The organism is Citrobacter rodentium NBRC 105723 = DSM 16636 (assembly GCF_021278985.1).
GTDB classification, from domain to species: domain Bacteria; phylum Pseudomonadota; class Gammaproteobacteria; order Enterobacterales; family Enterobacteriaceae; genus Citrobacter_A; species Citrobacter_A rodentium.
In genome coordinates, this window is record NZ_CP082833.1 from 4,108,258 (window position 1) to 4,129,583 (window position 21,326).

Sequence of the window (21,326 nt, forward strand, 5' to 3'; positions counted from 1 at the left end):
CATGCTGGCCGGTTTATTTACCCCATCCGCAGCGCAGGCTGCGGATTTCAGGCAGTTACGCCACGCGCGGGTCGAGTTGCGGGATGTGGTGAAAACCTATGGCGAGCAGCAGGTTCTGAACGGCGTCAGCCTGACCGTTGAACCGGGAGAGGTGGTGACAATTCTCGGACCCTCCGGCTCGGGTAAATCGACGCTGATTCGTCTGATCAATCAGCTGGAGTCACTGAGCGGCGGCGAGATTTTCATCGATGATAAACCCGTCGGACACCTTCAGGGCGCCGCCTTACGCCAGCTGCGTAGCCGCATTGGTTTTGTGTTCCAGCAATTTAACCTTTATGCGCATCTTACCGCCCGGCAAAATATCACCCTTGCGCTTGAGTATGTCCACGGCTGGTCTAAAGCCGACGCCGCCCGGCGGGCGCAGGAGATGCTGGTACAGGTCGGACTGGAGTCAAAAGCCGATGCTTATCCGCCGCAGCTATCCGGCGGACAGCAGCAGCGCGTCGCCATCGCCAGAGCGCTGGCCTCCTCCCCGCAAATCATCCTCTTTGATGAACCCACCTCGGCGCTCGATCCTGAAATGATTGGCGAAGTGCTGCAGGTCATGCAGCGCCTTGCCCACAGCGGCATTACCATGATTGTCGTCACCCATGAGATGCATTTCGCCCGGGAAATTGCCGATCGGGTCGTGTTTATCGACGGCGGCGAGATCCTCGAAGTCGCGCCGCCCGCCGACTTTTTCAGGCGTCCACAGCATCCCCGGAGCCAGCGTTTTCTGCAAAAGGTGCTGGACCCTCTGCATCAGGAGTCATCACAATAATGCCGCTCATGGACTGGCAGGGCGTACTGAGCGGCCTGCCGCTGCAATGGATCATCTCAGGCTTTTGCACCACCCTCTGGGTCAGCGCGGCGGGAATCGCTGGCGCCACGCTGCTGGCTGTTTTTCTGCTGGCGCTGCGTCTTTCCGGGCTGACCTAGGCCCGCCGCCTGGTTGCCGGATGGGTTTCGCTGTTTCGCAATACCCCCCTGCTCGTACAGCTGATGTTCTGGTACTTCGCGGGATGGAATCTGCTTCCGCGCAGCGTCATTGATTTCGTTAATGCGGAACACAGCTGGTCGATTTTACCCGGTAACGTCTGGTGGCTGACGCCGGAATTTCTCTGCTCCGCGTGGGGGCTGGCCGCCTTTACCTCGGCGTTTCTGGTGGAAGAAATCGCTTCGGGTTTACAGGCCGTTTCGCCAGGCCAACGGGAAGCGGCGGTGTCGCAGGGGTTCTCCTCATGGAGACTCTTTCGTCATATCTTGCTGCCGCAGGGACTGGCAAACGCCTGGCAGCCGGTGGTCGGACAGTATCTGAATCTGATGAAGCTTTCGTCCTTAGCCAGCGGCATCGGCTTTGCGGAGCTGACCTACCAGATCCGGCAGATCGAGAGTTATAACGCTCATGCGCTGGAAGCCTTTGCCGTTGGCACTGTGCTCTATCTGCTCACCGGGATTGTCCTGGGGCTGCTTTTCACCCGCCTCGGCCCCTCACCGCGTCAGATAGCGAAGCGGCAGACGCGTCCGCTTAACGTCAGGGAGACACAGCATGATCGCTAATGTTTCGGTGTTAGCCGATAACCTGGATTACCTGTTATGGGGACGACTCAGCGACGGCCAGCCCGGCGGCGTGCTGTTAACTCTGATGATGGCGCTCGGCGCGGCGGCGCTGGCTTTCCCCGGCGGCATCGCGCTGGCCTGTCTGGCCTGGCGTTTTCCGGGCGTGGTCCGCAAGGGGCTGTTTGTCTGGGCCGAACTGATTCGCGGCATCCCGTTGATTCTTGTCATCTTCTGGATGTGGTATCTGTTGCCCGTACTGACCGGCGGCGACCTTCCGGCGGCGCTCACCGTCACGCTGGCGCTGGCGTGGTTTACGGCCGCCTCGGTCATGCACTCCGTGTACGCCGGGCTTAACGCCCTTCCCGCCGGGCAAAATGAGGCGGCGGTGACGCAAGGCTTTAGCCCCTTGCGCGCGCTGACGCTGATCCTGCTGCCGCAGGTATTACGTAACGTTTTGCCTTCGCTGACGGGGATCGCGATCGGTTTACTTAAAGACACGTCGCTGGCGTTTATCGTCAACGTGCCCGAACTGACGACGGTTGCCGGACAGGTAAATAACCGGGAGCAAATCTACCCGATGGCTATCTTTGTTTTTACCGGGCTGGTTTACTATCTGCTCTGCTTCGGACTGGAAAAACTCGCCCAACGGCGAATGGCGACGCAGTAAGCCGTCAACACTCCACAAACTGATGCGCGTCGTCGAGACGATATTTCACGCCGGCGCGGATCCCTTTTTCGCCTTCAACGGCGACGGCAAAGCGCATTCGCTCGCCGTCATGATAGGCCAGCGCCGCGCAGCCGCCCGGCCCCAGCACCACGGAATCAACGACGCCGGTACTGGCGATCGCCGCGTTTTCGCCGTGGCAAACGATATGAACGTTGTCGCCGCCGTTGGCAATTCTGGCATCGGCGCCAAAGCTCACCAGCTGGCTTAAATCGCCGTTGCAGGCAACGCGATTTCTTTCGCCTAAGGCGCTCACCCGCGCGCGCATCCCGCTGCTGGCGATGCGGGTACCGTTACCGGCGCTGCTGATGCGCGTGGAATTTCCCGCAGCGACAATGCGCGCGCGATCGCCAGAACTGCTGATATGGCTGTTGTAACCGACGCTGCCAAGCCGCACGCAGTAGCCTGCGCTGGCAATCTGGGTCGCGTAACCCGCACTGGCGATTTTCATATTATCTCCGGCGCATCCCAGCATGGCGTTATCGCTGGCGCTGGCTATCTGCTGGCTATTCGCCGCCTCATCGACTGGCGCGGCGCGCGACATGGCGGATATATCCTGTCGGGCGAAATTTTCGTCATCCATCCAGCGTGACCAGGCATATTCCACCAGGCTGTTCGCCCAGTCGGGGTATCCTTCCCGGCTCAGCGCCCGATGGACATCGACGTAGCTGCCGCCATCGGGAAAGCGCCGCAGGAACCAGCGGTACATTACCGCCCCTACCCGCCAGCTGCGGAGATCTTCTCGGGTGATCATCATTGCGTTAATGCCGATGATAGCCATCTACCATGCAGCGAAATGTCTCCCCAGGAGTGCGTCCGGTAGTGCAAAGATAGAGATGGCCGCAAATAAAAAACAGACTGACGATCGCCAGCGCGAAATGCACCTGAAGCAGCCAGTAGCGCACGCCGGGAAACAGATCGCCAGTCGCCTGCGGATAGAGCGACAACAGTCCGCTCAGCAACAGCAACGGCAGCAGGCCGTACATCACGCCCACGTAGGCCGCCTGCTGTAGCGGATTGAATTTTGCCCGCGGCGTAGCCGGAAACGGATGCGCTTGTCCCTGCATAATGCCGAAAAGATAAAAGCGGGTTTGCTTCATCGCCCTGGCGACCCAGCCCTGACGCTGAATGAGGTAATGATGGCCGTTGCCGCCCAGCGCGTTGATCAGCACAAAAGCCAGCCAGCACGCCAGCAGCAAGAATCCGCAGATTTCATGAACCGTCAGCAAGCTTTTCATCACCGGCGGACTCACCAGTGAAAAGTGGTTTATCAGACCGCTGCCGAGCAGAAGGAGAAACAGCAGCGCGTTCGACCAGTGCCACAGTCGCACCGCTTTCGGATACAGATAAACCTTTTCTCCCTCTCCGGCAGCGGCCTTACCGGCGGAACGGAAACGAAGCCAGGCGTGCAGCGCCAGCACCAGCCACATCGCCACCAGCAGCAGTCCGGCAATCACCAGCCACACCGGCCAGTACTCAGGGGAAAACAGCGGCACATAATTCACCAGCCGGGAATGTAACTGTTCAGCATTCTGCGACGCGTTCATACATTATCCTTTTTAATCAAATGTTGACCGAACCGACGGTACAGCTGAGGTTTGCCTGCGCCCGGCAGCTGATGCTGATACCAGACGTTGTCGTGCAACCAGCGCTGGATCTGCGGACTGTCCTCGCGCCCGAAAAGTAGCGCCTGTTCCGGACATGACGAAACGCAGATTGGCGGAAAACCTTTTGCCAGCCGCGATTCGGCGCAAAAATCGCATTTATCCGCCACTTTGCTCTGCGGATGGAGGTAGCGCACCTGATAGGGGCAGGCGCCGATACAGTAGCCGCAGCCGATACAGCGCGAGCCGTCAACCCGGACAATGCCTCGTTCGTCGCGCCAGGAGGCGCCGGTCGGGCAAACCTCTATGCACGGCGCGTCCTCGCAGTGCTGACAGGACTGGCGGAAAAAATGATACAGGGTTTCGCTCTGGCTGTCGGAAACGGGAATATGCGCAATGGATAAACGGCTTCCCTGCGCCGGAACGTGGTTGGTTTTCCGACAGGCGCGGGCGCAGATATTACAGCCGTTGCAGCGGGTTTCATCGTGGATCATGACATATCGCGCCGACCCGGTTTGCTTCGTATTCGCCAGCAGCGTCTGCCCGGCGCCGCTGAAAAAAATGACCGTCCCCATGCCAAGCACAAATTTTCGTCGAGTGAAGGACATCTTGTTATCCTCTAATCCTGTGGTCGCGCGCGTCCACGCTTTCTGTAATTTCAGGGGTTCTGAAACTGCTCAACTTCCAGCCATTCGCACAGCCCGTAGGCTTTTCCGTAGCGCATCACGCGTTCGCTGAACAGATACGCCACGCCGTTTGATGACGCCACCGGACGGATATCGGCATAGTCAGGATGCGTCTCCATCGCCGCCAGCGCGGCGGCTATCTGTTCGGCGCTAAAGCCATAAGGCGGCTGTTCCAGCATGGCGACCTTATACGGTCGCGGATAGGTCCGGCAGTCAAAGCGAACCGCCTCGGCAATAGCGCGACACATATCCTTTTCCACCACCTGCATACACATCCCGGCATAATTGGCGGTCATGCTGTCGGTGGAATAGAAATAGTCGTCCCGGGAACCCTGTACGCAGGCAATGTCGCTACCCGCGCAGCCTTCAGCGAGCATCGCCAGCAGCGGCGCAAGTTCCGTTTCTTCTATTGAATACGGCGGTTGCAAAAACAGTTCGCGCGCCACCAACTGACCCGCAGCCGAATGCTGGCGGATAAAATCCGCCATAATGTCTGCCGGACTTTCCGGGGCCTCTGCCGCCGCCTGCGTCCCGGTCGGGCGCAGACGCTGCAGCCAGCGCCGCTTTTCGGGATCCACCTCTGACGCGTCACAAACGCCAGCAACTTCAGGATGTTCCATATTCTTTTCCTTACGCTGGCAGCAGATTCTGCGCGGCCAGATCCTCAGCGACGTCTTCCAGACCCAGCCGGTTCAGCGTTTCGCGCGTTGGACATCCCAGCTGCGGGTCCCAGCCCATCTCCTGATAAAACAGCGTCAGCGACTCGCGCATGTCGTCGCGATCCATCTTGTCGGTGCCTTCGCTAAAGGCCGGAATATGCGGATCTTTATCGAACACCCAGGAACAGATGAGATCGTGCTCATTGCGCATATCTTTGGTTTGCATCAGCTTCACCGTATAGGCGCGATGCAGGGTAAAGATGCGTTCGGCGGCAAGGTCAAGCGTGGCCTGGGTCGTCTCATCGCCGGTCACCGCCTGGAAGAACTTCGCCTCCAGGTCGAGATCGCCGCGATAGTTGCGGCTTTTCAGCGGCGATACGGTCATCGGCCAGACCCAGTTGCACAGCGTGACGGCGTTATGCAGACACACCTTCAGCAGCGTCCATTTGGCGTAACGGATTTTGGCCGGGTTTATCGGCGTGTAGTTTTTGGTTTCGTCGTAGGCGTCTTCTGAGCTAAACAGCTCAGCTGCCACCTCCCGTTGCAGCTTTAAGGGCAGACCGGAGCCGATGAAATTGATATGGGTATGGGTCATGCAGTCGCGGTTGAACATGCAGTTGGTAATCGCCCCCACCTGCGCCGACGCTTCATTGGCATGGTGGACAGGGAACCCCAGCGGCGACCACAGTTTGTTTTTCGCATATCCCCAGTACTCTTCCCCCAGATCCCAGCGCTCGGCGATGGCATACGAGCCATCAGCCAGATGACTCAGCTCGCCGACGCGATGCGCCAGCCGATAGTAGAAGTCTTTAATAAAGTGAGGATCGCCCGCTTCCAGCTGATCCCAGCGTATTTCGGCATACTCTTCCGCGGGCAGTACCCGTTTGAATACCCCTTTGCTGTAGCAGTAGGTGAAATCACGATGCAGCTGGCCGTAGTTGCACCAGATGCCGTAGTCGTCGAACAGGTTGAGGCCGATCAGGTTGCCAATGACCCGGCCATCGTCTTTATCTTCAAAGTCTTTCGGCCCGTTGGGGAAAATGGTGGTATGGACGAAATTCGCAACGCAGGTGTTGCCGCCGGTGCTCGGCACGCCGAAATCTTTCACCCGCGGAATGTTCATCTGGGTCATGCAGCGGATCGGACAGGAGTGGCAGCCGCTCATCTTGACGGTGTACTTTTCCGCCGCCGGTCCCAGATCGAACACCGATTTACAGGTGCGAAAACCGACGGTGTTCTGGTTGCCAGGCGGAATTTCGCCCGTCTCTATCGGCCCGCCCTCGGCCGCGCCCCAGTACAGCCCCTTGCGCGCGGTCCAGCGCGAAGAGGGAGAAGAGTATTCCGCCCACGCCTGCGGCGTGCTGGGCACGACGTGGTTGTTATTGGCGCCAATCAGCTCGGTCATCATGTAGTCATTGAGGCGCTTCATCTCTTTCCGATCGGCGATATTGACCCCTTTGCTGCCTTCAACCGCGATGGCTTTCAGGTTTTTCGACCCCATTATCGCCCCCGTCCCTGCGCCGCCGCTGTGGTTGCGGCTGTTGAGCATACAGGAGAGCGGTACAAGGTTTTCACCCGCCTGACCAATGGCCGCCACGCAGGTTTCCGGCGAGGTCAGGCGGCAGATCTCTTCCGTGGTGGCGCGCGTCCCTTTGCCCCACAGAAAATCGGCTTTCTCAATCGTTACCCGTTCGTCTTTGATATTAATCCACACCGGCGACGCCGCCTTGCCTTCAATAATGATGGCGTCATAGCCGGCAAATTTCATTTGCGCCGCGAAAAAGCCGCCCATATGGGCATCGACCACCAGATTGCCTTTTGTAAAGGTGGAAAGCGATGTGATATTGACCCGGGAACTGCACGGCGCGCCTGAACCGGTTAACGGTCCGGTGGCAAAAATCAGTTTATTTCCTTCGTCAAAAGGTTTTGTGCCGGGCGGAACTTCGTCATACATAATTTTGTAGCCGAATCCCATTCCGCCGATAAATTTTTTAAATTTACTGGAATCTTCAAGGGTAATATCGCCTGTTGTAAGATTGACCCGTAAAATATTACCTGTCCAACCATTAGCCATAATGTTTTCCTTTGTAAGACTCAAACAGTAATATCTTTCCATTCGATAATTTTCAGCGCTCCCGTCGGACAGGCGTTTGCGCATTCACCGCATAAAATACATTTTGAAGATTTTTTGCTGGTGGTATTAACGGTCGCCATCATCCACGGGCAGGCGGTGGTGCAAGCGCTACACCCAATACAGCGTTTATGATCGACGACGATGCAGCCCTCTTCCGGTTGCCAGCGGATAGCCTCGATTGGGCAGACCTTCATGCACTGCGGATCTTTGCACTGCCGACAGGTGTCCGGCGTATAGTTCAGGTCGCCATACAGGCCGCCGCCCGAGCCAACGCCGTTATCGCCGAAGAAATAGTTACGGTGAATTTTAATGCGGGAAAAGAACGTCCCCACCGCGCCGTCGTTGTAGTTGGTGCAGGAAATTTCGCAGCGGTGACAGCCGGTGCAGCGGGCGCGCTGCGTGACCAGTACCCCTTTCGGCGTGTTAATCAGGCCCACGGTGCCGCTATCGACATCTTCCTGCCTGCAGCCAAAAAGAGACAGTAACGCAGGGGCAATGGTCAATCCTGCCAGACCTTTTCCTGATACGCGCAGGAATTCCAGTCGCGTTAAGCCGATATCTAAGATTGGACGTTCAACCTGGTTCATTTATTTCGCATCCTCTGTGCAAACGCAGTGCTGACAACCCGCTCCAGGCGGCTTGACGTCGAATGAAAACAGCGCCCCGATGTTGCCTCCCACAGCTGAATTCTTGCCCTAAGCGGATCGTATAAATGCCGCGTTTTACCGCGAGCGAGCTAATCCTTTAGGGTTAAGAGAAATAAATAATGGGTATATTCCAGGAGTACGACTTTGATCGTTATCAATTAAAATCGGGAAGGGATATATTTAAAAGTGAAGTGATATTTATTATCAATTGTGTGAATAAAACGTTATTCCGACTATTTTCAAAATAACTGTGAACCTCTTCGCAAAATGATATCAATGCATTATAAAATATTAACAATGAGAGAATTAAATGCGCCTTTTTTATTATTCAGTGTCGATTTAATGCCCTGCTAAAGATTCCAGTTTAATAATCGCCTGACGGGACGGCTGTAAGGGATGTTCGCCATCCCTTATCCCAGGCATCAGCCTGCCAGCGCTTTAATCACCGTTTCCATCGCCTGCTTTTCCAGATCGCTGCGCTGAATACGCTGGTTTGCCAGCGCGGTTCTCAGTACGCCGGCAATAACGATATGTTTAGGTTCTTGTCCGAGATCGCGCATCTCCAGCACCACTTTGCCCACTACTCTGCACATCTCACGGTACAGTTCATCATCTTTGGTCAGGTTTCCCATTATTGTCTCTCATCGCAGGTTATCTATAAACAGCATATCTCACTCTGGCGATGATGACCAAAAACAAAGAAAATCAAACAAATACGGAAATGCTATGATGAAACGCGCGACAGACCGGGAGAGGCGTCCACCTCCCCCGGCGCAAAGGGCATTAGTTGTTTACCGGAATCACCGCGCCTTTATATTTCGTGCGGATCCACTCCTGAATCTCTTTTGAATGAAGAACGTTTACCAGCGCCACGATATCTTTTTTCTTTTCGTCGCCGCGGTGAACGGTAATGATATTGGCATACGGGTTGTTCTCGCCGCTTTCAACGGCGATCGGGTCGTGTACCGGATCCAGCCCGGCGTCGATGGCGTAGTTGGCGTTGATCACCACCGCGTCGCCTTCATCATTGTTGTACATCTGCGGCAGCAGCGCTGCTTCCACGTTCGGCAGGAATTGCAGCTTTTTCGGGTTCTCCACGATGTCGCTGATACGCGCATTGACCTTATCCACGCCCGGTTTAAGCTTGATCACCCCCTCTTTTTCGAAAATCGACAGGATGCGCCCCTCTTCAGAAATCGCATCGCGCATAATCACCTTCCCGCCCTCCGGCAGCTCTTTCAGCGATTTAACCTTTTTCGAATAAATACCGATCGGCTCGATATGGATGGCGCCCGCGCTGACGAAGTCATAGGTTTTATCTCCCGCATGATCCTTCAGGACGCTGTTCAGATAGGGAATATGCTGAAAATAGTTGGCGTCGATTTCGCGCCCGGCAAGGGCGGTGTTCGGCAGGATGTAATCCTGGAACGGTTTAATTTTCAGATCGATCCCCTGCTTTGCCAGAATCGGCTTCGCCTGTTCGAGGATTTCGGCGTGCGGCACGTTTGAGGCGCCGACGGTCAGCGTTTCGACCCAGGCGGCGAAGCTCAGGGCGCTTAAGGTTGCGGCGGCAAGTAATGTCAGTGATTTTTTCATGATGATGGTTCCGTATGTTATTAGCGTTTATCTAACAGAGAAGTGATCACATCGCCGCAGAACTGGATGATGAAAACGATGACCAGAATGGTGACCGTCGCCACCAGCGTGACGTCGTTGTGGTTGCGCTGGAATCCCTCCAGGTAAGCCAGATTCCCTAACCCGCCTGCGCCAATCACTCCCGCCATCGCGCTGTAGCTGACCAGCGCAATCAGCGTCACGGTGATGCCGGACACCAGGGCGGGAGAGGATTCAGGCAGCAAAACCCGAAAAATTAACGTGCTCATTCGCGCGCCCATTGAGCGCGTCGCTTCAATCACCCCTTTGTCCACTTCCCGCAGCGCGATCTCCACCAGACGAGCATAAAACGGGGCGGCGCCGACGATGAGCGCCGGCAGCGCGGCGTTTGCGCCGAGAATGGTGCCCACCAGCGCTTTGGTGAACGGGATTAACAGCACGATCAGGATGATGAATGGGATCGAGCGAAAGATATTGACGATCAGCGAAATGACGCTGTACAGAATGCGGTTCTGCAACAGTCCGCCGCGGGCGGTTAAAAACAGCGCCAGCCCGAGGGCGATGCCCAGCACAAACGTCGCAACGCCGGAGAGCGCGGTCATGTAAAGCGTCTCCCGGGTGGCGGCAAACAGTTGCTCCCATTTCAGATGCGGAAACAGATTTTCAGCCATGTTGAATCACCTCTGTTTCAATGCCGCTTTTTTGCAGATCGGCCAGAATATTATTGAGCTGCTCCTCTGAGGCGGCGACGTGCAGCCAGAGCTGACCAAACACGCCGTGCGCCGTCTGGTTCATCTTGCCGTGGAGAATATTGAACGGCAGGCCGTAGCGCAGGGTCAGTTCGCCGACGATCGGCTGATGAGTGCTGTGCCCGGTAAAGGTCAGACGGATGACCGTCCCGCCCAGTTCACTCACCAGCTGCGGGTTGAAAGCCTCTTCATCGGCATATTGTCCCACCTGGCTGACGAACTGGCGGGTAATCGGCTGCTGCGGATGGGTGAAAACCTGTAGCACCTCACCTTCTTCCACCACTTTGCCATTTTCCATCACCGCCACCCGGTCGCAGATTTTACGCACCACGTGCATTTCATGGGTGATCAGCACAATCGTCAGCGCAAAGCGACGGTTAATATCCAGCAGTAAATCGAGAATTTGATCGGTCGTTTGCGGATCCAGCGCAGAGGTGGCTTCATCGCAAAGCAGGACGTCCGGGCTGTTCGCCAGTGCCCGGGCAATGCCGACGCGCTGCTTCTGCCCGCCGCTCAGTTGTGAAGGGTAGGCGTTTTCACGCCCGGTTAACCCCACCAGCGCAATCAGTTCCGCCACCCGCGCTTTAATCGCCGCCTTCGGCGCCCCGGCAATTTGCATTGAGAAGGCAATGTTTTCACTGACGGTACGCGACCACAGCAAATTGAAATGTTGGAAAACCATGCTGATTTTTAACCGGGCCTGACGCAAGGCCTCGCCGCTGGCGGTGGAAATCTGCTGGCCGTTAATCGTCACGCTGCCCGCCGTGGGCTTTTCCAGCCCGTTAAGCAGGCGGATCAGGGTGCTTTTCCCAGCCCCGCTGTAGCCAATGATGCCGTAAATTTGTCCCTGTTCGACCGTCAGATTGACGTTGTCGACAGCGGTAATCGAGAGCCGGCCTGGCGTAAACACTTTGCTAATATTTTTCAGGACAATCATGTGGTTTTTGGTATCCGCGGCTGCGTAGTGTTCTCTGCCAGCGCTTTTAGCTGTATAGCAGTATGGATGTCCAAACGAGTGTAATGAGGAGTGTAATAATTTGAAATGAATTAAAAAGAATTTGATTATAACCAAATTGAATAAATCGCCGTTGCGCAACCTCTTCATTTATTGCGCGCGGGCTTTCAGGCAGGATGTTGCCTTTAAATACAATTTGTTGTGAAACTGCCCAGATGTAATTTGAAACGCCGTTTTCATTTTCCTTTTGGTTCAAAATCAGCGTATAATGCGCGCCAATTGTCTCTTGAATGGTTTCAGCACATTGACCTGTCAAACTCAACGACTACAAAATATCCCTTCCCGTTGGGCTGAAACGCGAGCACACATTCCTCTGCACGCTCTTTCGATGTCACCTATCCTTAGAGCGAGGCATCACAACTTTCGTAATACAGGTTTCACTTCCAGGCGGTGCGCCCCGGAAGTCGGCTTCCCCTATCCTTCTCAACTTAAAGACTAAGACTGTCATGAAAAAGACGAAAATTGTTTGCACCATCGGTCCGAAAACCGAATCCGAAGAGATGTTAACCAAAATGCTGGACGCGGGCATGAACGTCATGCGTCTGAACTTCTCTCACGGCGACTATGCCGAACACGGTCAACGTATCCAGAACCTGCGCAACGTGATGAGCAAAACCGGCAAGAAAGCCGCGATTCTGCTGGATACCAAAGGTCCGGAAATCCGTACCATCAAACTGGAAGGCGGCAACGACGTCTCTCTGAAAGCAGGCCAGACCTTCACTTTCACCACCGACAAATCAGTTGTCGGCAACAATGAAATCGTTGCGGTAACCTATGAAGGCTTCACTTCCGACCTCTCCGTCGGCAATACCGTTCTGGTCGACGACGGCCTGATCGGCATGGAAGTCACCGCCATCGAAGGCGACAAAGTTATCTGTAAAGTGCTGAACAACGGTGACCTGGGCGAAAACAAAGGCGTTAACCTGCCTGGCGTCTCTATCGCCCTGCCGGCGCTGGCTGAAAAAGACAAACAGGATCTGATCTTCGGCTGCGAGCAAGGCGTTGACTTCGTTGCGGCTTCCTTTATCCGTAAGCGTTCTGACGTGGTGGAAATCCGTGAACACCTGAAAGCGCACGGCGGCGAGAACATCCAGATCATCTCCAAGATTGAAAACCAGGAAGGCCTGAACAACTTCGACGAAATCCTCGAAGCGTCCGACGGCATCATGGTTGCCCGCGGCGACCTGGGCGTCGAGATCCCGGTAGAAGAAGTTATCTTCGCGCAGAAGATGATGATCGAAAAATGTATCCGCGCGCGTAAAGTGGTGATCACCGCTACCCAGATGCTGGATTCCATGATCAAAAACCCGCGCCCGACCCGCGCTGAAGCCGGCGACGTGGCGAACGCCATCCTTGACGGCACCGATGCGGTAATGCTGTCCGGCGAATCCGCGAAAGGTAAATACCCGCTGGAAGCCGTCTCCATCATGGCGACCATCTGCGAACGTACCGATCGCGTCATGTCCAGCCGCCTGGACTTCAACAACGACAGCCGCAAACTGCGCATCACCGAAGCCGTATGCCGTGGCGCAGTTGAAACCGCTGAGAAACTGGAAGCGCCGCTGATCGTTGTCGCCACCCAGGGCGGTAAATCCGCGCGCGCCGTACGTAAATACTTCCCGGACGCCACTATCCTGGCGCTGACCACCAACGAAGTCACCGCCCGTCAGCTGGTGCTGAGCAAAGGCGTTGTGGCGCAGATGGTGAAAGAGATTACCTCCACTGACGACTTCTACCGTCTGGGTAAAGAAGTTGCCCTGCAGAGCGGCCTGGCTCAGAAAGGCGACGTGGTGGTGATGGTTTCCGGCGCGCTGGTGCCGAGCGGTACTACCAACACCGCCTCTGTTCACGTGCTGTAATAATTCCCGTATGAATTAATTGGTTTAAAAAAGCGCCTACGCGGCGCTTTTTTTATTTTATCGATAGTCGCTATTAATAAAAAAGCAAATCGGATTTCACTATCTAATCGCAGATTATCTAAGAAGAATCCGATGGAAGCATCCTGTTTTAACAAGCTTTTTTTGCCTTTCTCCGACAATTCGATGCTTCTTTGAGCGAACGATCAAAAATAAGCATCTTCTCATCAAAAAAATATTCTCAACCTAAAAAACTTTGTGTAATACTTGTAACGCTACATGGAGATTAACTCAATCTAGAGGGTATTAATAATGAATCGTACTAAACTGGTACTGGGCGCGGTAATCCTGGGTTCTACTCTGCTGGCTGGTTGCTCCAGCAACGCTAAAATCGATCAGCTGTCTTCTGACGTTCAGACTCTGAACGCTAAAGTTGACCAGCTGAGCAACGACGTGAACGCAATGCGTTCCGACGTTCAGGCTGCTAAAGACGACGCAGCTCGCGCTAACCAGCGTCTGGACAACCAGGCTACTAAATACCGTAAGTAATAGTGCCTGAGTAATAAAAATGGCGCACATTGTGCGCCATTTTTTTTGCCTCGCGTTTTCCTTTCCCCTACTGGGTTTGCATCTCTTTGTCTGGTGAACCGTTCTGCGCTGATTGCACTGCGGGAGCGGTTGTCGGCGTCTGACCCTGCGAAACCACAACCGGATAACCCGCCCGGCGATACAGCGCCTTATCGACCAGCATACTGTCCACCCCTTTGGCCACCTTAAACTGCGTAAAGCCCGCCGGCAGAACATACGGCATGGTCTGCACGTTCTGTTCCTCTTCCGGCGACAGCGGTCGGTGTACTTCGACATAACGCATACCGTTTGGCTCTACCGCGTATTTCACCGGCTGATTAATGATTTTCACCGGCGTGCCGGTTCTCACCGAGGCGAACAGCGCCTTGATATCCGGCGCGTTCATACGGATACAGCCGGAGCTGACGCGTAGCCCAACGCTGTCCGGCTGGCTGGTGCCGTGAATCAGATACTCGCCGTTGCCGTAAGCCAGACGCAGCGCAAAGCGTCCCAGCGGGTTATTTGGCCCCGCGGGTACTACCGCTGGCAGGGTCACGCCGCGCTCCAGCGAGCGTTTACGGATGCCCGCCGTCGGCGTCCATGTCGGGTTGGGGATTTTCTGCCCTATCCGCGTTTCCATCACCGGCGTTTCCAGCCCCTCAAGGCCAATCCCGATGGGATAGACCTGAACGATATTCTCACCCGGCGGGAAGTAGTACAGCCGCAGCTCGGCCAGGTTGACGATAACGCCTTCACGCGGCGCGTCAGGCAGCAGCATCTGAGACGGGATGGTGATCAACGTGCCCGGCTTCGGCACCGGGGCGATGGTATTGTTCGCCTCCAGAATCAGCATTGCGGCAGTATCGAAACGACGGGCTATCGCCTGGAGATTTTTATCGCCAGCCTGCACCGTATACGTTTGATTCTGGCCAATGAGACGGCTGCCTTCCGGCGGCAAGGGATAATCCACCGCCCAGGCGGCCTGTATGGCGCTGTAAGCGCCGATAAGCATGACAGTTAACAAAGACGCGCGTTTCATCGTTACCCCCCTGGCATTTTTCATTGGATGGCGTCTGCACGCCTTATCCAGGCTACGAAGCTTGCAGGCCTGACAGACATGTTAGCGTCGCCGTCAGGCGCTGACAAAGTGCGTCTGTTAAGTTTAGCTGAGAGTGGCTGCTTGCGTACGGATAGCGCGAATCATCGCTTCAAGTCCTTGCGAGCGAGACGGGGTGAGATGTCGGGCAAGCGCCATTTGTTCGAACCACGGGCGGACATCAAAATTGACAATATCCTCGGGCGTCATCTGCTGATACAGAATAAAAACAACCGCGATCAGCCCCTTAACAATCGCCGCATCGCTGTCGCCCTGCAGTTCGATAAGCCCCTGCGCGTTCTGACGCATCACAATCCATACCTGGCTCTGACACCCCTCTATTTTGTTCTCTTCACGGCGATCCTCCGCCGACAGCTCCGGCAACCGCTGTCCAAGCTCGATGATATACAGGTACTTTTCTTCCCAGTTCGCGCAACGCTGAAAGTTACGCAACAGTTTCTCTTTATCCGGCAGCGCGGCCATAGCGTCTCCCTGTTAGCCCAGCAGGCGATAAATACGTTGCAGCCCCGTCACCAGACGGTCCACTTCTTCATACGTGTTATACATCGCCAGCGACGCCCGGCACATCGCCGGAACCTGATAAAACGCCATCAGCGGCATCGCGCAGTGGTGGCCTGTTCGCACGGCAATGCCGTAGTTATCGAGGAAGCTGCCGACGTCATAGGCATGGTGTTTCCCGAGATTAAAGGCGATCACCCCAAGGCGGTTATGCGGACCGTATATCGTCAGATCCGGCACCGCCGCCAGCTGCGCCAGCGCGTAATGCATCAGGTTTTGTTCATACTCGCTGATATTGGCAAGACCCAGCGCTGAGACGTACTCCAGCGCCGCGCCGAAGCCGATAATACCGCCGGTATTTGGCGTTCCCGCCTCAAAGCGCCACGGCGCTTTTGTCCAAGTGGTGCCCTGAGTCAGGCTGACGGTGGCGATCATCGAGCCGCCGCCTTCCCACGGCGGCATCTGCTGTAATATCGCCTCTTTGACATACAGCGCGCCGATACCGGTCGGCCCGTACAGTTTGTGGGCGGAGAAGACATAAAAATCACAGTCCAGCGCCTGGACGTCAACCGGATGGTGCATCACCGCCTGAGCGCCGTCTATCAGCACTTTCGCCCCGGCCTGATGGGCCTGCGCGGTAATTTCGGCAATCGGGTTTTCCGTGCCCAGCACGTTGGAAACGTGAGTCAGCGCCAGCAGACGGGTATGCTCATCCAGCAGCGACGGCAGGATATCCAGTCGCAGCGTGCCGTCGGCGTTCAGCGGGATCACCCGCAGCTCCGCCCCCACGCGGGCGCAGAGCATCTGCCACGGAACGATGTTAGCGTGGTGCTCCATTTCGCTGATGATGATGTTATCGCCCGCATGGACGTTTTCCGGCCCCCAGCTGTTGGCGACCAGGTTGATGCCTTCAGTGGTGCCGCGTACAAATACCAGTTCTTCCGCTGAACGGGCATTGATAAACAGCGACGCCAGCTTGCGCACGTTCTCCATTCTTTCGGTTGCCTGCGCGCTCAGCGTGTGGATGCCGCGATGCACCGCCGCATAGCCGTGGCGGTAAAATTCCGCCTCCGCCTCAATGACCTGATTCGGCTTCTGGGCGCTGGCGGCGCTGTCGAGATAGGCCAGCGGCAGTCCGTTAACCTCACGCGTCAGAACGGGGAAATCCGCCCGCACCTTATCAATGGGAAAAGTCATGCTTTGCCTCCCGGCAGGCGCTGGCCGATACGCGCCAGCACCTGCTGTTTCAGCGCTTCGTCGCTAATCGCTTCCGTCAGCTCAGCGGCAAAGGCGTAAAGGATCATCTGCTGCGCATCCTGCTGGCGGATACCACGCGAACGCAGATAGAACATCTGCTCTTCGTCGATGCGCCCTATTGTCGCGCCGTGGCTGCACTTCACATCATCGGCGTAGATTTCGAGCTGCGGTTTAGTGTCCACCTCCGCCAGTTTGCCCAGCAGCAGGTTATTGTTGGTCATCTGCCCGTCGGTTTTAATGGCGTGTTGCGCGACATTAATCAGACCGTTGAAGACCGCGCGGCCTTTATCGCTGACGATGGTTTTATGCAGCTGACGGCTGTTGCAGTAGCCTTTATTGTGCTCAAGCCAGGTGCGGGTATCACAGACTTCGTTTTTCACCGGCATCGCCAGACTGTTGATCCGGAGCGTGGCGTTCTCGCCGTTAAGCCGGGTGCTGGTGTTATGCCGTAGCACCGCATCGCCCAGCAGGAAGCTGTGGCTGTACGCCGAGGCATCCGCCGCCAGGGTGATATCGTTATGGGCGAAGTGATGGCTGAGCGGGTTTTCAAACGCCAGTTTGATATGGTGCAGATGGGCGTTCGCCGCCACGTTCATGGTCAGCCGCGCGCCGGTAAAATGGCGCGCCTCATTAAGGCTGACGTAATGCTCAATCACCGTCGCTTCCGCTCCCTCCTCCAGCTCGAGATGATGCCGGTAGTGCGCGGTGTTCACCGCTTCGTCGTTCACCCCCTGGGTGATGTGCATCAGCAGCAGCGGTTTTAGCGGGCGCTGGTTGCGCTTCACGCGGATATGGGTCACGCTGTGCGCCAGGCTTTCCGTCAGGTGTAAAAAGACCTCAGGCTGAACGGCGGCAGGCAGCGTCCGCCGATCGTCGTTGACCTCAACATCAAATCCGCTCTCTTCCAGGCTGTCGCTCAACGTCTCGCTGAACTGCCCGTCGACAAACACCAGCCGCAGCGCCTCAACGTTCAGCGCTAGCGCATCGCGCTGCGCCGGAGAGATGTCTGCCCGGCGGCTGACGAACTGGCTGTTGGTTAACCCGTCCAGCGGCGTGTATTTCCAGTTCTCATGCTTACGCGTCGGCAACTCCAGACGCAGTAGCTGCTGTAAATGCTGTTGCGCCTGTTCAGAGCGCGTCTCGCCCTGCGCTTCAAACAGATGATGCCATTGCTGCAACGCATTACTGCTGTTCGGTAAGCCAGCCATACCCCTGCTCCTCCAGTTGTTTGACCAGCGTGAAATCACCGGACTTCACAATTCGTCCCTGATACAGGACGTGGACAAAATCAGGTTTGATATAGTCAAGGATGCGCTGATAGTGAGTGACGATAATGAACGACCGTTTGCCGTCCCGCAGCGAATTCACGCCGTCGGCGACGACCTTCAGGGCGTCAATATCCAGCCCGGAATCAGACTCATCGAGAATACACAGCTCCGGCTCCAGCACGGCCATTTGCAGAATATCGTTGCGCTTCTTCTCGCCGCCGGAGAAACCGACGTTAACCGAACGGGTCAGCAAATCTTCCGGCATTTTCAGCAGTGCGATTTTTTCCTCCATCAGATCCTGGAAATCAAAGCGGTCGAGCGTCTCCTGGCCGCGATAGCTACGCACCGCATTGAGCGCCGTTTGCAGGAAAAACTGGTTGCTGACGCCGGGAATTTCCACCGGATACTGGAAGGCCATGAAGATTCCCTCGCCGGCGCGCTCTTCCGGCGCCAGCTCAAGCAAATCTTTACCCTTAAACTCGACGCTTCCGCCGGTGACGTCATAATCTTCACGCCCCGCCAGCGTCGCGGAAAGCGTACTTTTCCCGGAACCGTTAGGCCCCATGATGGCGTGGACTTCGCCCGGTCGCACTTCGAGATTCAGTCCACGCAGAATCGCTTTATCTTCGACACTGATCTGTAAATCTTTAATATTCAACATGTTACTTCCTTAACCGACGCTGTGCTCAAGGCTGATGGCTAATAATTTTTGTGCTTCGACGGCAAACTCCAGCGGTAGCTCAGAGAACACGTCCTTACAGAAGCCGTTGACGATCATCGAGATGGCGTCCTCTTCGCTGATCCCACGCTGCAGACAATAGAACAGCTGGTCTTCGCCAATCCGTGACGTGGTCGCCTCATGTTCCAGCTGCGCGCTGTTGTTGCGGCATTCAACGTACGGGAAGGTATGCGCCCCGCAGTCAGCGCCGATCAGCATCGAGTCACACTGGGTAAAGTTGCGCGCGTTGGTCGCCGTCGGCATGATTTTCACCAGTCCGCGATAGCTGTTCTGGCTATGACCGGCGGAGATGCCCTTCGAGATGATCGTCGATTTGGTGTTCTTGCCAATGTGGATCATCTTGGTGCCGGTATCGGCCTGCTGGTGACCGCTGGTGAGGGCGACGGAATAGAACTCACCAATTGAGTTATCGCCGCGCAGGATGCAGCTCGGGTATTTCCAGGTAATGGCCGAACCGGTTTCTGACTGGGTCCAGGACATTTTGCTGTTTTCCCCTTCGCACAGCGCGCGCTTGGTCACAAAGTTCAGAATGCCGCCGGTATTGTTATCACCGGGGAACCAGTTCTGCACCGTGGAGTATTTGACCTCGGCATCTTTATGGATGATCACTTCCACCACCGCCGCGTGCAGCTGATAGCTGTCGCGAACCGGCGCCGAGCAGCCCTCAATATAGCTGACGTAGCTGCCTTCATCCGCCACCAGAATGGTACGTTCGAACTGACCGGTTTTTTCCGCGTTAATACGGAAATAGGTGGAGAGCTCCATCGGACAACGCACGCCTTTCGGTACATAGATAAAGGTGCCGTCGGAGGCCACCGCGGCATTCAGCGCGGCGAAAAAGTTATCGTTGCCGGGCACGACGGTGCCGAGATACTTTTTCACCAGCTCGGGGTGATCGTGAATCGCCTCGCCGAAAGAGCAAAAGATAATGCCCTGCTGCGCCAGCTTTTCCCGGTAGGTAGTGGCGACGGAAACGGAGTCGAATATCGCGTCGACCGCCACTTCCCGCCCTTCGCGCACCGGTACGCCGAGCTGTTCAAAGGCGGCCTCGACCTCCTTACTGAGGAACGCGCTGGCGCCGGTTTGCTGCACCGCGCCAGGCTGCGAAACGCAGGCGTCGTCACAGTTGCCACATGATGGCGCGGAGTAGTAGCTGTAGTCCTGATAATTGAGCTTATCGTAATGCGCTTTAAGCCAGTGCGGTTCGTCCATCTCCAGCCAGGCTTTATACGCATTCAGGCGAAACTCCAGCATCCACTCCGGCTCATTACGCTTCGCGGAAATGGCGCGCACCACCTCCTCGCTGATCCCTTTCGCCAGCTCGTCGGTTCGCAGCTGCGTGAAGAAACCTTCTTTGTAATTCAGCGGGCCGCCGGTCCAGGTTTTGACATCGTCTGTTGCTTCAGTATTACGAGACATAGTACCGCCTATACCCCAAAGCTTTCGCCACAACCACATTCGTTCTGGGCTTTCGGGTTATGAAATTTGAATAACTGGTTTAATCCCTCCTGGACGTAATCGACCTCCGTTCCGTCGATAAACGGCATGGCCTGAAGCGGAACGTACAGCTTCGCGCCATCGCTTTCGAACAGCAGATCGTCCTGTTGCGGCTCGCGGACGCTATCCAACACATAGCCAAAACCGGCGCAGCCCGTCTGCTTCACGCCCAGCCGCACGCCCAGCATACCGGGCTGTTTGGCGACCAGTTCGCGAATATGCGCCGCTGCCGCTGGCGTTAACGTCAGCCCGCGCCAGGCAAAATCGTCCGGATTAAATGTTCCTGAATGCAGTTCCATAAGGTTACCTCGCATGAATGAGCCATCAGGCTATAACAGCATGTTAGTGATAATGATTATTACTTCAACCCCTCAACAGCAGGGACATTTGGCTATTTCGCGCTTTTTGACATCTTTTATTAAGCATAGACCCTGACACACGGGTTAAAAGGAAGGGGTGAATTTGTTTAATTTATTGATTGATAATGACTTTGCGCAGGCTAATCGCCCTTTATGCTTAAAACAGGAAAGATGTATAGAAAATGTCTATTTCAGAGATAGGAGCGGCTGAAGCAGCCGTGGTGAAATGAGGAATATGAAGAAAAAGAAAAAACCCTTAAGGTTGCTGTAACAGCCTTAAGGGTTCCTGCCCCATCCGGCGCTTATCTCCGGCACTCATCATGGCTTAGCTCTTGAAGGGGCGATAAGAATGTTCTCATATCGCGGAAGGTCATTTTTAACACAAATTGCGATCCGCCAATTATGTAAGCCAGATCAATAAATAACCCCGGCGCCGGGTCAGGGCTATCTTACGCGCGTTTTCGCTGAATCAATGCACGCCAAGGCGCCAGGCAAAATAGATCTCTTCTTTTAACTCGGCAGAGGAGAGCGTCAGCAGGTCGGCAAACTCCAGCTCCAGCTGTTTCAGTCTTTTAAGATACTGAGCCGGGGAAAGCTCCGTTTTATCACGACGTAAAAATTCAATTGCCAGTTGGGCCGGGTCTAGTTGGCTAGTCATATCATCCTCGCTTATGGTCAAAACCCGCCCAGTATATCACTTTCCCCTGAGCAAATAATGACCAAAAGCAATATAGATC

At 55.6% G+C, this 21,326-nt stretch carries 24 protein-coding genes and 1 pseudogene; 6 read left to right on the forward strand and 19 right to left on the reverse strand.

Annotated elements, in window-relative coordinates:
• Nucleotide 1 precedes the first annotated feature (1 nt).
• The 3 genes and pseudogenes from K7R23_RS19535 to K7R23_RS19545 all read left to right on the forward strand — a co-directional run bounded on the left by K7R23_RS19535 (nucleotide 2) and on the right by K7R23_RS19545 (nucleotide 2,266).
• Nucleotides 2-820, forward strand: coding sequence for an amino acid ABC transporter ATP-binding protein (locus K7R23_RS19535; protein ID WP_012905652.1), 819 nt, complete (start codon nucleotides 2-4; stop codon nucleotides 818-820).
• A pseudogene (locus K7R23_RS19540) lies at nucleotides 817-1,599 on the forward strand (amino acid ABC transporter permease). Before K7R23_RS19535 ends, K7R23_RS19540 begins: the two are co-directional and overlap by 4 nt.
• The gene (locus tag K7R23_RS19545) at nucleotides 1,589-2,266 is read left to right on the forward strand and encodes an amino acid ABC transporter permease (protein WP_012905651.1); all 678 of its coding nucleotides are present in this window, start codon (nucleotides 1,589-1,591) and stop codon (nucleotides 2,264-2,266) included. The pseudogene K7R23_RS19540 and the gene K7R23_RS19545 overlap by 11 nt, the downstream one beginning before the upstream one ends.
• A gap of 4 nt (nucleotides 2,267-2,270) precedes the next feature.
• Here the strand turns inward: K7R23_RS19545 and ydhT are convergent, their stop codons facing one another.
• The 11 genes from ydhT to K7R23_RS19600 all read right to left on the reverse strand — a co-directional run bounded on the left by ydhT (nucleotide 2,271) and on the right by K7R23_RS19600 (nucleotide 11,693).
• The gene (gene ydhT / locus K7R23_RS19550) at nucleotides 2,271-3,080 is read right to left on the reverse strand and encodes a protein YdhT (protein WP_012905650.1); all 810 of its coding nucleotides are present in this window, start codon (nucleotides 3,078-3,080) and stop codon (nucleotides 2,271-2,273) included.
• Nucleotides 3,081-3,084: 4 nt separating this feature from the next.
• Complete coding sequence (phsC, locus tag K7R23_RS19555) at nucleotides 3,085-3,870, reverse strand: thiosulfate reductase cytochrome B subunit (RefSeq protein ID WP_012905649.1); 786 nt, start codon at nucleotides 3,868-3,870, stop codon at nucleotides 3,085-3,087.
• A complete protein-coding gene (locus K7R23_RS19560) occupies nucleotides 3,867-4,535 on the reverse strand; it encodes a 4Fe-4S dicluster domain-containing protein (protein ID WP_012905648.1) in 669 nt (222 codons plus the stop codon). Before K7R23_RS19560 ends, phsC begins: the two co-directional genes overlap by 4 nt.
• A gap of 50 nt (nucleotides 4,536-4,585) precedes the next feature.
• Nucleotides 4,586-5,233 carry a YdhW family putative oxidoreductase system protein gene (locus K7R23_RS19565; protein WP_012905647.1) on the reverse strand — a complete coding sequence of 216 codons (648 nt, stop codon included), beginning with the start codon at nucleotides 5,231-5,233 and terminating at the stop codon, nucleotides 4,586-4,588.
• 10 nt (nucleotides 5,234-5,243) lie between these two features.
• Nucleotides 5,244-7,346, reverse strand: a complete 2,103-nt coding sequence (locus tag K7R23_RS19570) for an aldehyde ferredoxin oxidoreductase (RefSeq protein WP_012905646.1) — start codon at nucleotides 7,344-7,346, stop codon at nucleotides 5,244-5,246.
• A gap of 20 nt (nucleotides 7,347-7,366) precedes the next feature.
• Nucleotides 7,367-7,993, reverse strand: a complete 627-nt coding sequence (locus K7R23_RS19575; protein WP_012905645.1) for a ferredoxin-like protein — start codon at nucleotides 7,991-7,993, stop codon at nucleotides 7,367-7,369.
• A 482-nt stretch (nucleotides 7,994-8,475) separates the two neighbouring features.
• Nucleotides 8,476-8,685, reverse strand: coding sequence for a fumarate hydratase FumD (fumD, locus tag K7R23_RS19580; RefSeq protein ID WP_012905644.1), 210 nt, complete (start codon nucleotides 8,683-8,685; stop codon nucleotides 8,476-8,478).
• A 151-nt stretch (nucleotides 8,686-8,836) separates the two neighbouring features.
• On the reverse strand, nucleotides 8,837-9,649 hold the full coding sequence (locus tag K7R23_RS19585; RefSeq protein ID WP_012905643.1) for a MetQ/NlpA family ABC transporter substrate-binding protein: 813 nt from the start codon (nucleotides 9,647-9,649) through the stop codon (nucleotides 8,837-8,839).
• 20 nt (nucleotides 9,650-9,669) lie between these two features.
• Entirely contained in the window at nucleotides 9,670-10,338 is a 669-nt protein-coding gene (locus K7R23_RS19590; protein WP_012905642.1) for a methionine ABC transporter permease, read from the reverse strand.
• Nucleotides 10,331-11,353 carry a methionine ABC transporter ATP-binding protein gene (locus K7R23_RS19595; RefSeq protein WP_012905641.1) on the reverse strand — a complete coding sequence of 341 codons (1,023 nt, stop codon included), beginning with the start codon at nucleotides 11,351-11,353 and terminating at the stop codon, nucleotides 10,331-10,333. Before K7R23_RS19595 ends, K7R23_RS19590 begins: the two co-directional genes overlap by 8 nt.
• Nucleotides 11,354-11,399: 46 nt before the next feature.
• Nucleotides 11,400-11,693, reverse strand: coding sequence for a hypothetical protein (locus K7R23_RS19600; RefSeq protein ID WP_024132640.1), 294 nt, complete (start codon nucleotides 11,691-11,693; stop codon nucleotides 11,400-11,402).
• On the opposite strand from K7R23_RS19600, the gene ynhH reads away from it, so the two are divergent.
• The 3 genes from ynhH (at nucleotide 11,640) to lpp (ending at nucleotide 13,836) form a co-directional block, all read left to right on the forward strand.
• Nucleotides 11,640-11,870, forward strand: coding sequence for a protein YnhH (gene ynhH / locus K7R23_RS26000; RefSeq protein ID WP_420830966.1), 231 nt, complete (start codon nucleotides 11,640-11,642; stop codon nucleotides 11,868-11,870). The genes K7R23_RS19600 and ynhH overlap by 54 nt on opposite strands.
• A gap of 7 nt (nucleotides 11,871-11,877) precedes the next feature.
• The gene (gene pykF, locus K7R23_RS19605; RefSeq protein WP_012905640.1) at nucleotides 11,878-13,290 is read left to right on the forward strand and encodes a pyruvate kinase PykF; all 1,413 of its coding nucleotides are present in this window, start codon (nucleotides 11,878-11,880) and stop codon (nucleotides 13,288-13,290) included.
• Nucleotides 13,291-13,599: 309 nt separating this feature from the next.
• Nucleotides 13,600-13,836, forward strand: coding sequence for a murein lipoprotein Lpp (lpp, locus tag K7R23_RS19610; RefSeq protein ID WP_001082307.1), 237 nt, complete (start codon nucleotides 13,600-13,602; stop codon nucleotides 13,834-13,836).
• A 67-nt stretch (nucleotides 13,837-13,903) separates the two neighbouring features.
• Here the strand turns inward: lpp and ldtE are convergent, their stop codons facing one another.
• From ldtE to K7R23_RS19650, 8 genes are all read right to left on the reverse strand, one after another.
• Nucleotides 13,904-14,893 carry a L,D-transpeptidase LdtE gene (gene ldtE, locus K7R23_RS19615; RefSeq protein WP_012905639.1) on the reverse strand — a complete coding sequence of 330 codons (990 nt, stop codon included), beginning with the start codon at nucleotides 14,891-14,893 and terminating at the stop codon, nucleotides 13,904-13,906.
• A 123-nt stretch (nucleotides 14,894-15,016) separates the two neighbouring features.
• Nucleotides 15,017-15,433, reverse strand: coding sequence for a cysteine desulfuration protein SufE (gene sufE, locus K7R23_RS19620; RefSeq protein ID WP_012905638.1), 417 nt, complete (start codon nucleotides 15,431-15,433; stop codon nucleotides 15,017-15,019).
• A gap of 12 nt (nucleotides 15,434-15,445) precedes the next feature.
• Complete coding sequence (sufS, locus tag K7R23_RS19625) at nucleotides 15,446-16,666, reverse strand: cysteine desulfurase SufS (protein ID WP_012905637.1); 1,221 nt, start codon at nucleotides 16,664-16,666, stop codon at nucleotides 15,446-15,448.
• Nucleotides 16,663-17,934 carry a Fe-S cluster assembly protein SufD gene (gene sufD, locus K7R23_RS19630; protein WP_012905636.1) on the reverse strand — a complete coding sequence of 424 codons (1,272 nt, stop codon included), beginning with the start codon at nucleotides 17,932-17,934 and terminating at the stop codon, nucleotides 16,663-16,665. The genes sufS and sufD overlap by 4 nt, the downstream gene beginning before the upstream one ends.
• Complete coding sequence (sufC, locus tag K7R23_RS19635; RefSeq protein ID WP_012905635.1) at nucleotides 17,909-18,655, reverse strand: Fe-S cluster assembly ATPase SufC; 747 nt, start codon at nucleotides 18,653-18,655, stop codon at nucleotides 17,909-17,911. The genes sufD and sufC overlap by 26 nt, the downstream gene beginning before the upstream one ends.
• A gap of 9 nt (nucleotides 18,656-18,664) precedes the next feature.
• Nucleotides 18,665-20,152, reverse strand: a complete 1,488-nt coding sequence (gene sufB, locus K7R23_RS19640) for a Fe-S cluster assembly protein SufB (RefSeq protein WP_012905634.1) — start codon at nucleotides 20,150-20,152, stop codon at nucleotides 18,665-18,667.
• Nucleotides 20,153-20,160: 8 nt separating this feature from the next.
• Complete coding sequence (gene sufA / locus K7R23_RS19645) at nucleotides 20,161-20,529, reverse strand: Fe-S cluster assembly scaffold SufA (RefSeq protein ID WP_024132639.1); 369 nt, start codon at nucleotides 20,527-20,529, stop codon at nucleotides 20,161-20,163.
• Nucleotides 20,530-21,058: 529 nt separating this feature from the next.
• On the reverse strand, nucleotides 21,059-21,247 hold the full coding sequence (locus tag K7R23_RS19650; protein ID WP_024132638.1) for a YdiH family protein: 189 nt from the start codon (nucleotides 21,245-21,247) through the stop codon (nucleotides 21,059-21,061).
• Nucleotides 21,248-21,326 lie beyond the last annotated feature (79 nt).

Bases quoted from the DNA above. Each gene is read 5' to 3' on its own strand.
- K7R23_RS19535 (WP_012905652.1), top strand. From the start codon at position 2: ATGCTGGCCGGTTTATTTACCCCATCCGCAGCGCAGGCTGCGGATTTC.
- K7R23_RS19545 (WP_012905651.1), top strand. From the start codon at position 1,589: ATGATCGCTAATGTTTCGGTGTTAGCCGATAACCTGGATTACCTGTTA.
- ydhT (WP_012905650.1), bottom strand. From the start codon at position 3,080: ATGATGATCACCCGAGAAGATCTCCGCAGCTGGCGGGTAGGGGCGGTA.
- phsC (WP_012905649.1), bottom strand. From the start codon at position 3,870: ATGAACGCGTCGCAGAATGCTGAACAGTTACATTCCCGGCTGGTGAAT.
- K7R23_RS19560 (WP_012905648.1), bottom strand. From the start codon at position 4,535: ATGTCCTTCACTCGACGAAAATTTGTGCTTGGCATGGGGACGGTCATT.
- K7R23_RS19565 (WP_012905647.1), bottom strand. From the start codon at position 5,233: ATGGAACATCCTGAAGTTGCTGGCGTTTGTGACGCGTCAGAGGTGGAT.
- K7R23_RS19570 (WP_012905646.1), bottom strand. From the start codon at position 7,346: ATGGCTAATGGTTGGACAGGTAATATTTTACGGGTCAATCTTACAACA.
- K7R23_RS19575 (WP_012905645.1), bottom strand. From the start codon at position 7,993: ATGAACCAGGTTGAACGTCCAATCTTAGATATCGGCTTAACGCGACTG.
- fumD (WP_012905644.1), bottom strand. From the start codon at position 8,685: ATGGGAAACCTGACCAAAGATGATGAACTGTACCGTGAGATGTGCAGA.
- K7R23_RS19585 (WP_012905643.1), bottom strand. From the start codon at position 9,649: ATGAAAAAATCACTGACATTACTTGCCGCCGCAACCTTAAGCGCCCTG.
- K7R23_RS19590 (WP_012905642.1), bottom strand. From the start codon at position 10,338: ATGGCTGAAAATCTGTTTCCGCATCTGAAATGGGAGCAACTGTTTGCC.
- K7R23_RS19595 (WP_012905641.1), bottom strand. From the start codon at position 11,353: ATGATTGTCCTGAAAAATATTAGCAAAGTGTTTACGCCAGGCCGGCTC.
- ynhH (WP_420830966.1), top strand. From the start codon at position 11,640: ATGCGCGCCAATTGTCTCTTGAATGGTTTCAGCACATTGACCTGTCAA.
- pykF (WP_012905640.1), top strand. From the start codon at position 11,878: ATGAAAAAGACGAAAATTGTTTGCACCATCGGTCCGAAAACCGAATCC.
- lpp (WP_001082307.1), top strand. From the start codon at position 13,600: ATGAATCGTACTAAACTGGTACTGGGCGCGGTAATCCTGGGTTCTACT.
- ldtE (WP_012905639.1), bottom strand. From the start codon at position 14,893: ATGAAACGCGCGTCTTTGTTAACTGTCATGCTTATCGGCGCTTACAGC.
- sufE (WP_012905638.1), bottom strand. From the start codon at position 15,433: ATGGCCGCGCTGCCGGATAAAGAGAAACTGTTGCGTAACTTTCAGCGT.
- sufS (WP_012905637.1), bottom strand. From the start codon at position 16,666: ATGACTTTTCCCATTGATAAGGTGCGGGCGGATTTCCCCGTTCTGACG.
- sufD (WP_012905636.1), bottom strand. From the start codon at position 17,934: ATGGCTGGCTTACCGAACAGCAGTAATGCGTTGCAGCAATGGCATCAT.
- sufC (WP_012905635.1), bottom strand. From the start codon at position 18,655: ATGTTGAATATTAAAGATTTACAGATCAGTGTCGAAGATAAAGCGATT.
- sufB (WP_012905634.1), bottom strand. From the start codon at position 20,152: ATGTCTCGTAATACTGAAGCAACAGACGATGTCAAAACCTGGACCGGC.
- sufA (WP_024132639.1), bottom strand. From the start codon at position 20,529: ATGGAACTGCATTCAGGAACATTTAATCCGGACGATTTTGCCTGGCGC.
- K7R23_RS19650 (WP_024132638.1), bottom strand. From the start codon at position 21,247: ATGACTAGCCAACTAGACCCGGCCCAACTGGCAATTGAATTTTTACGT.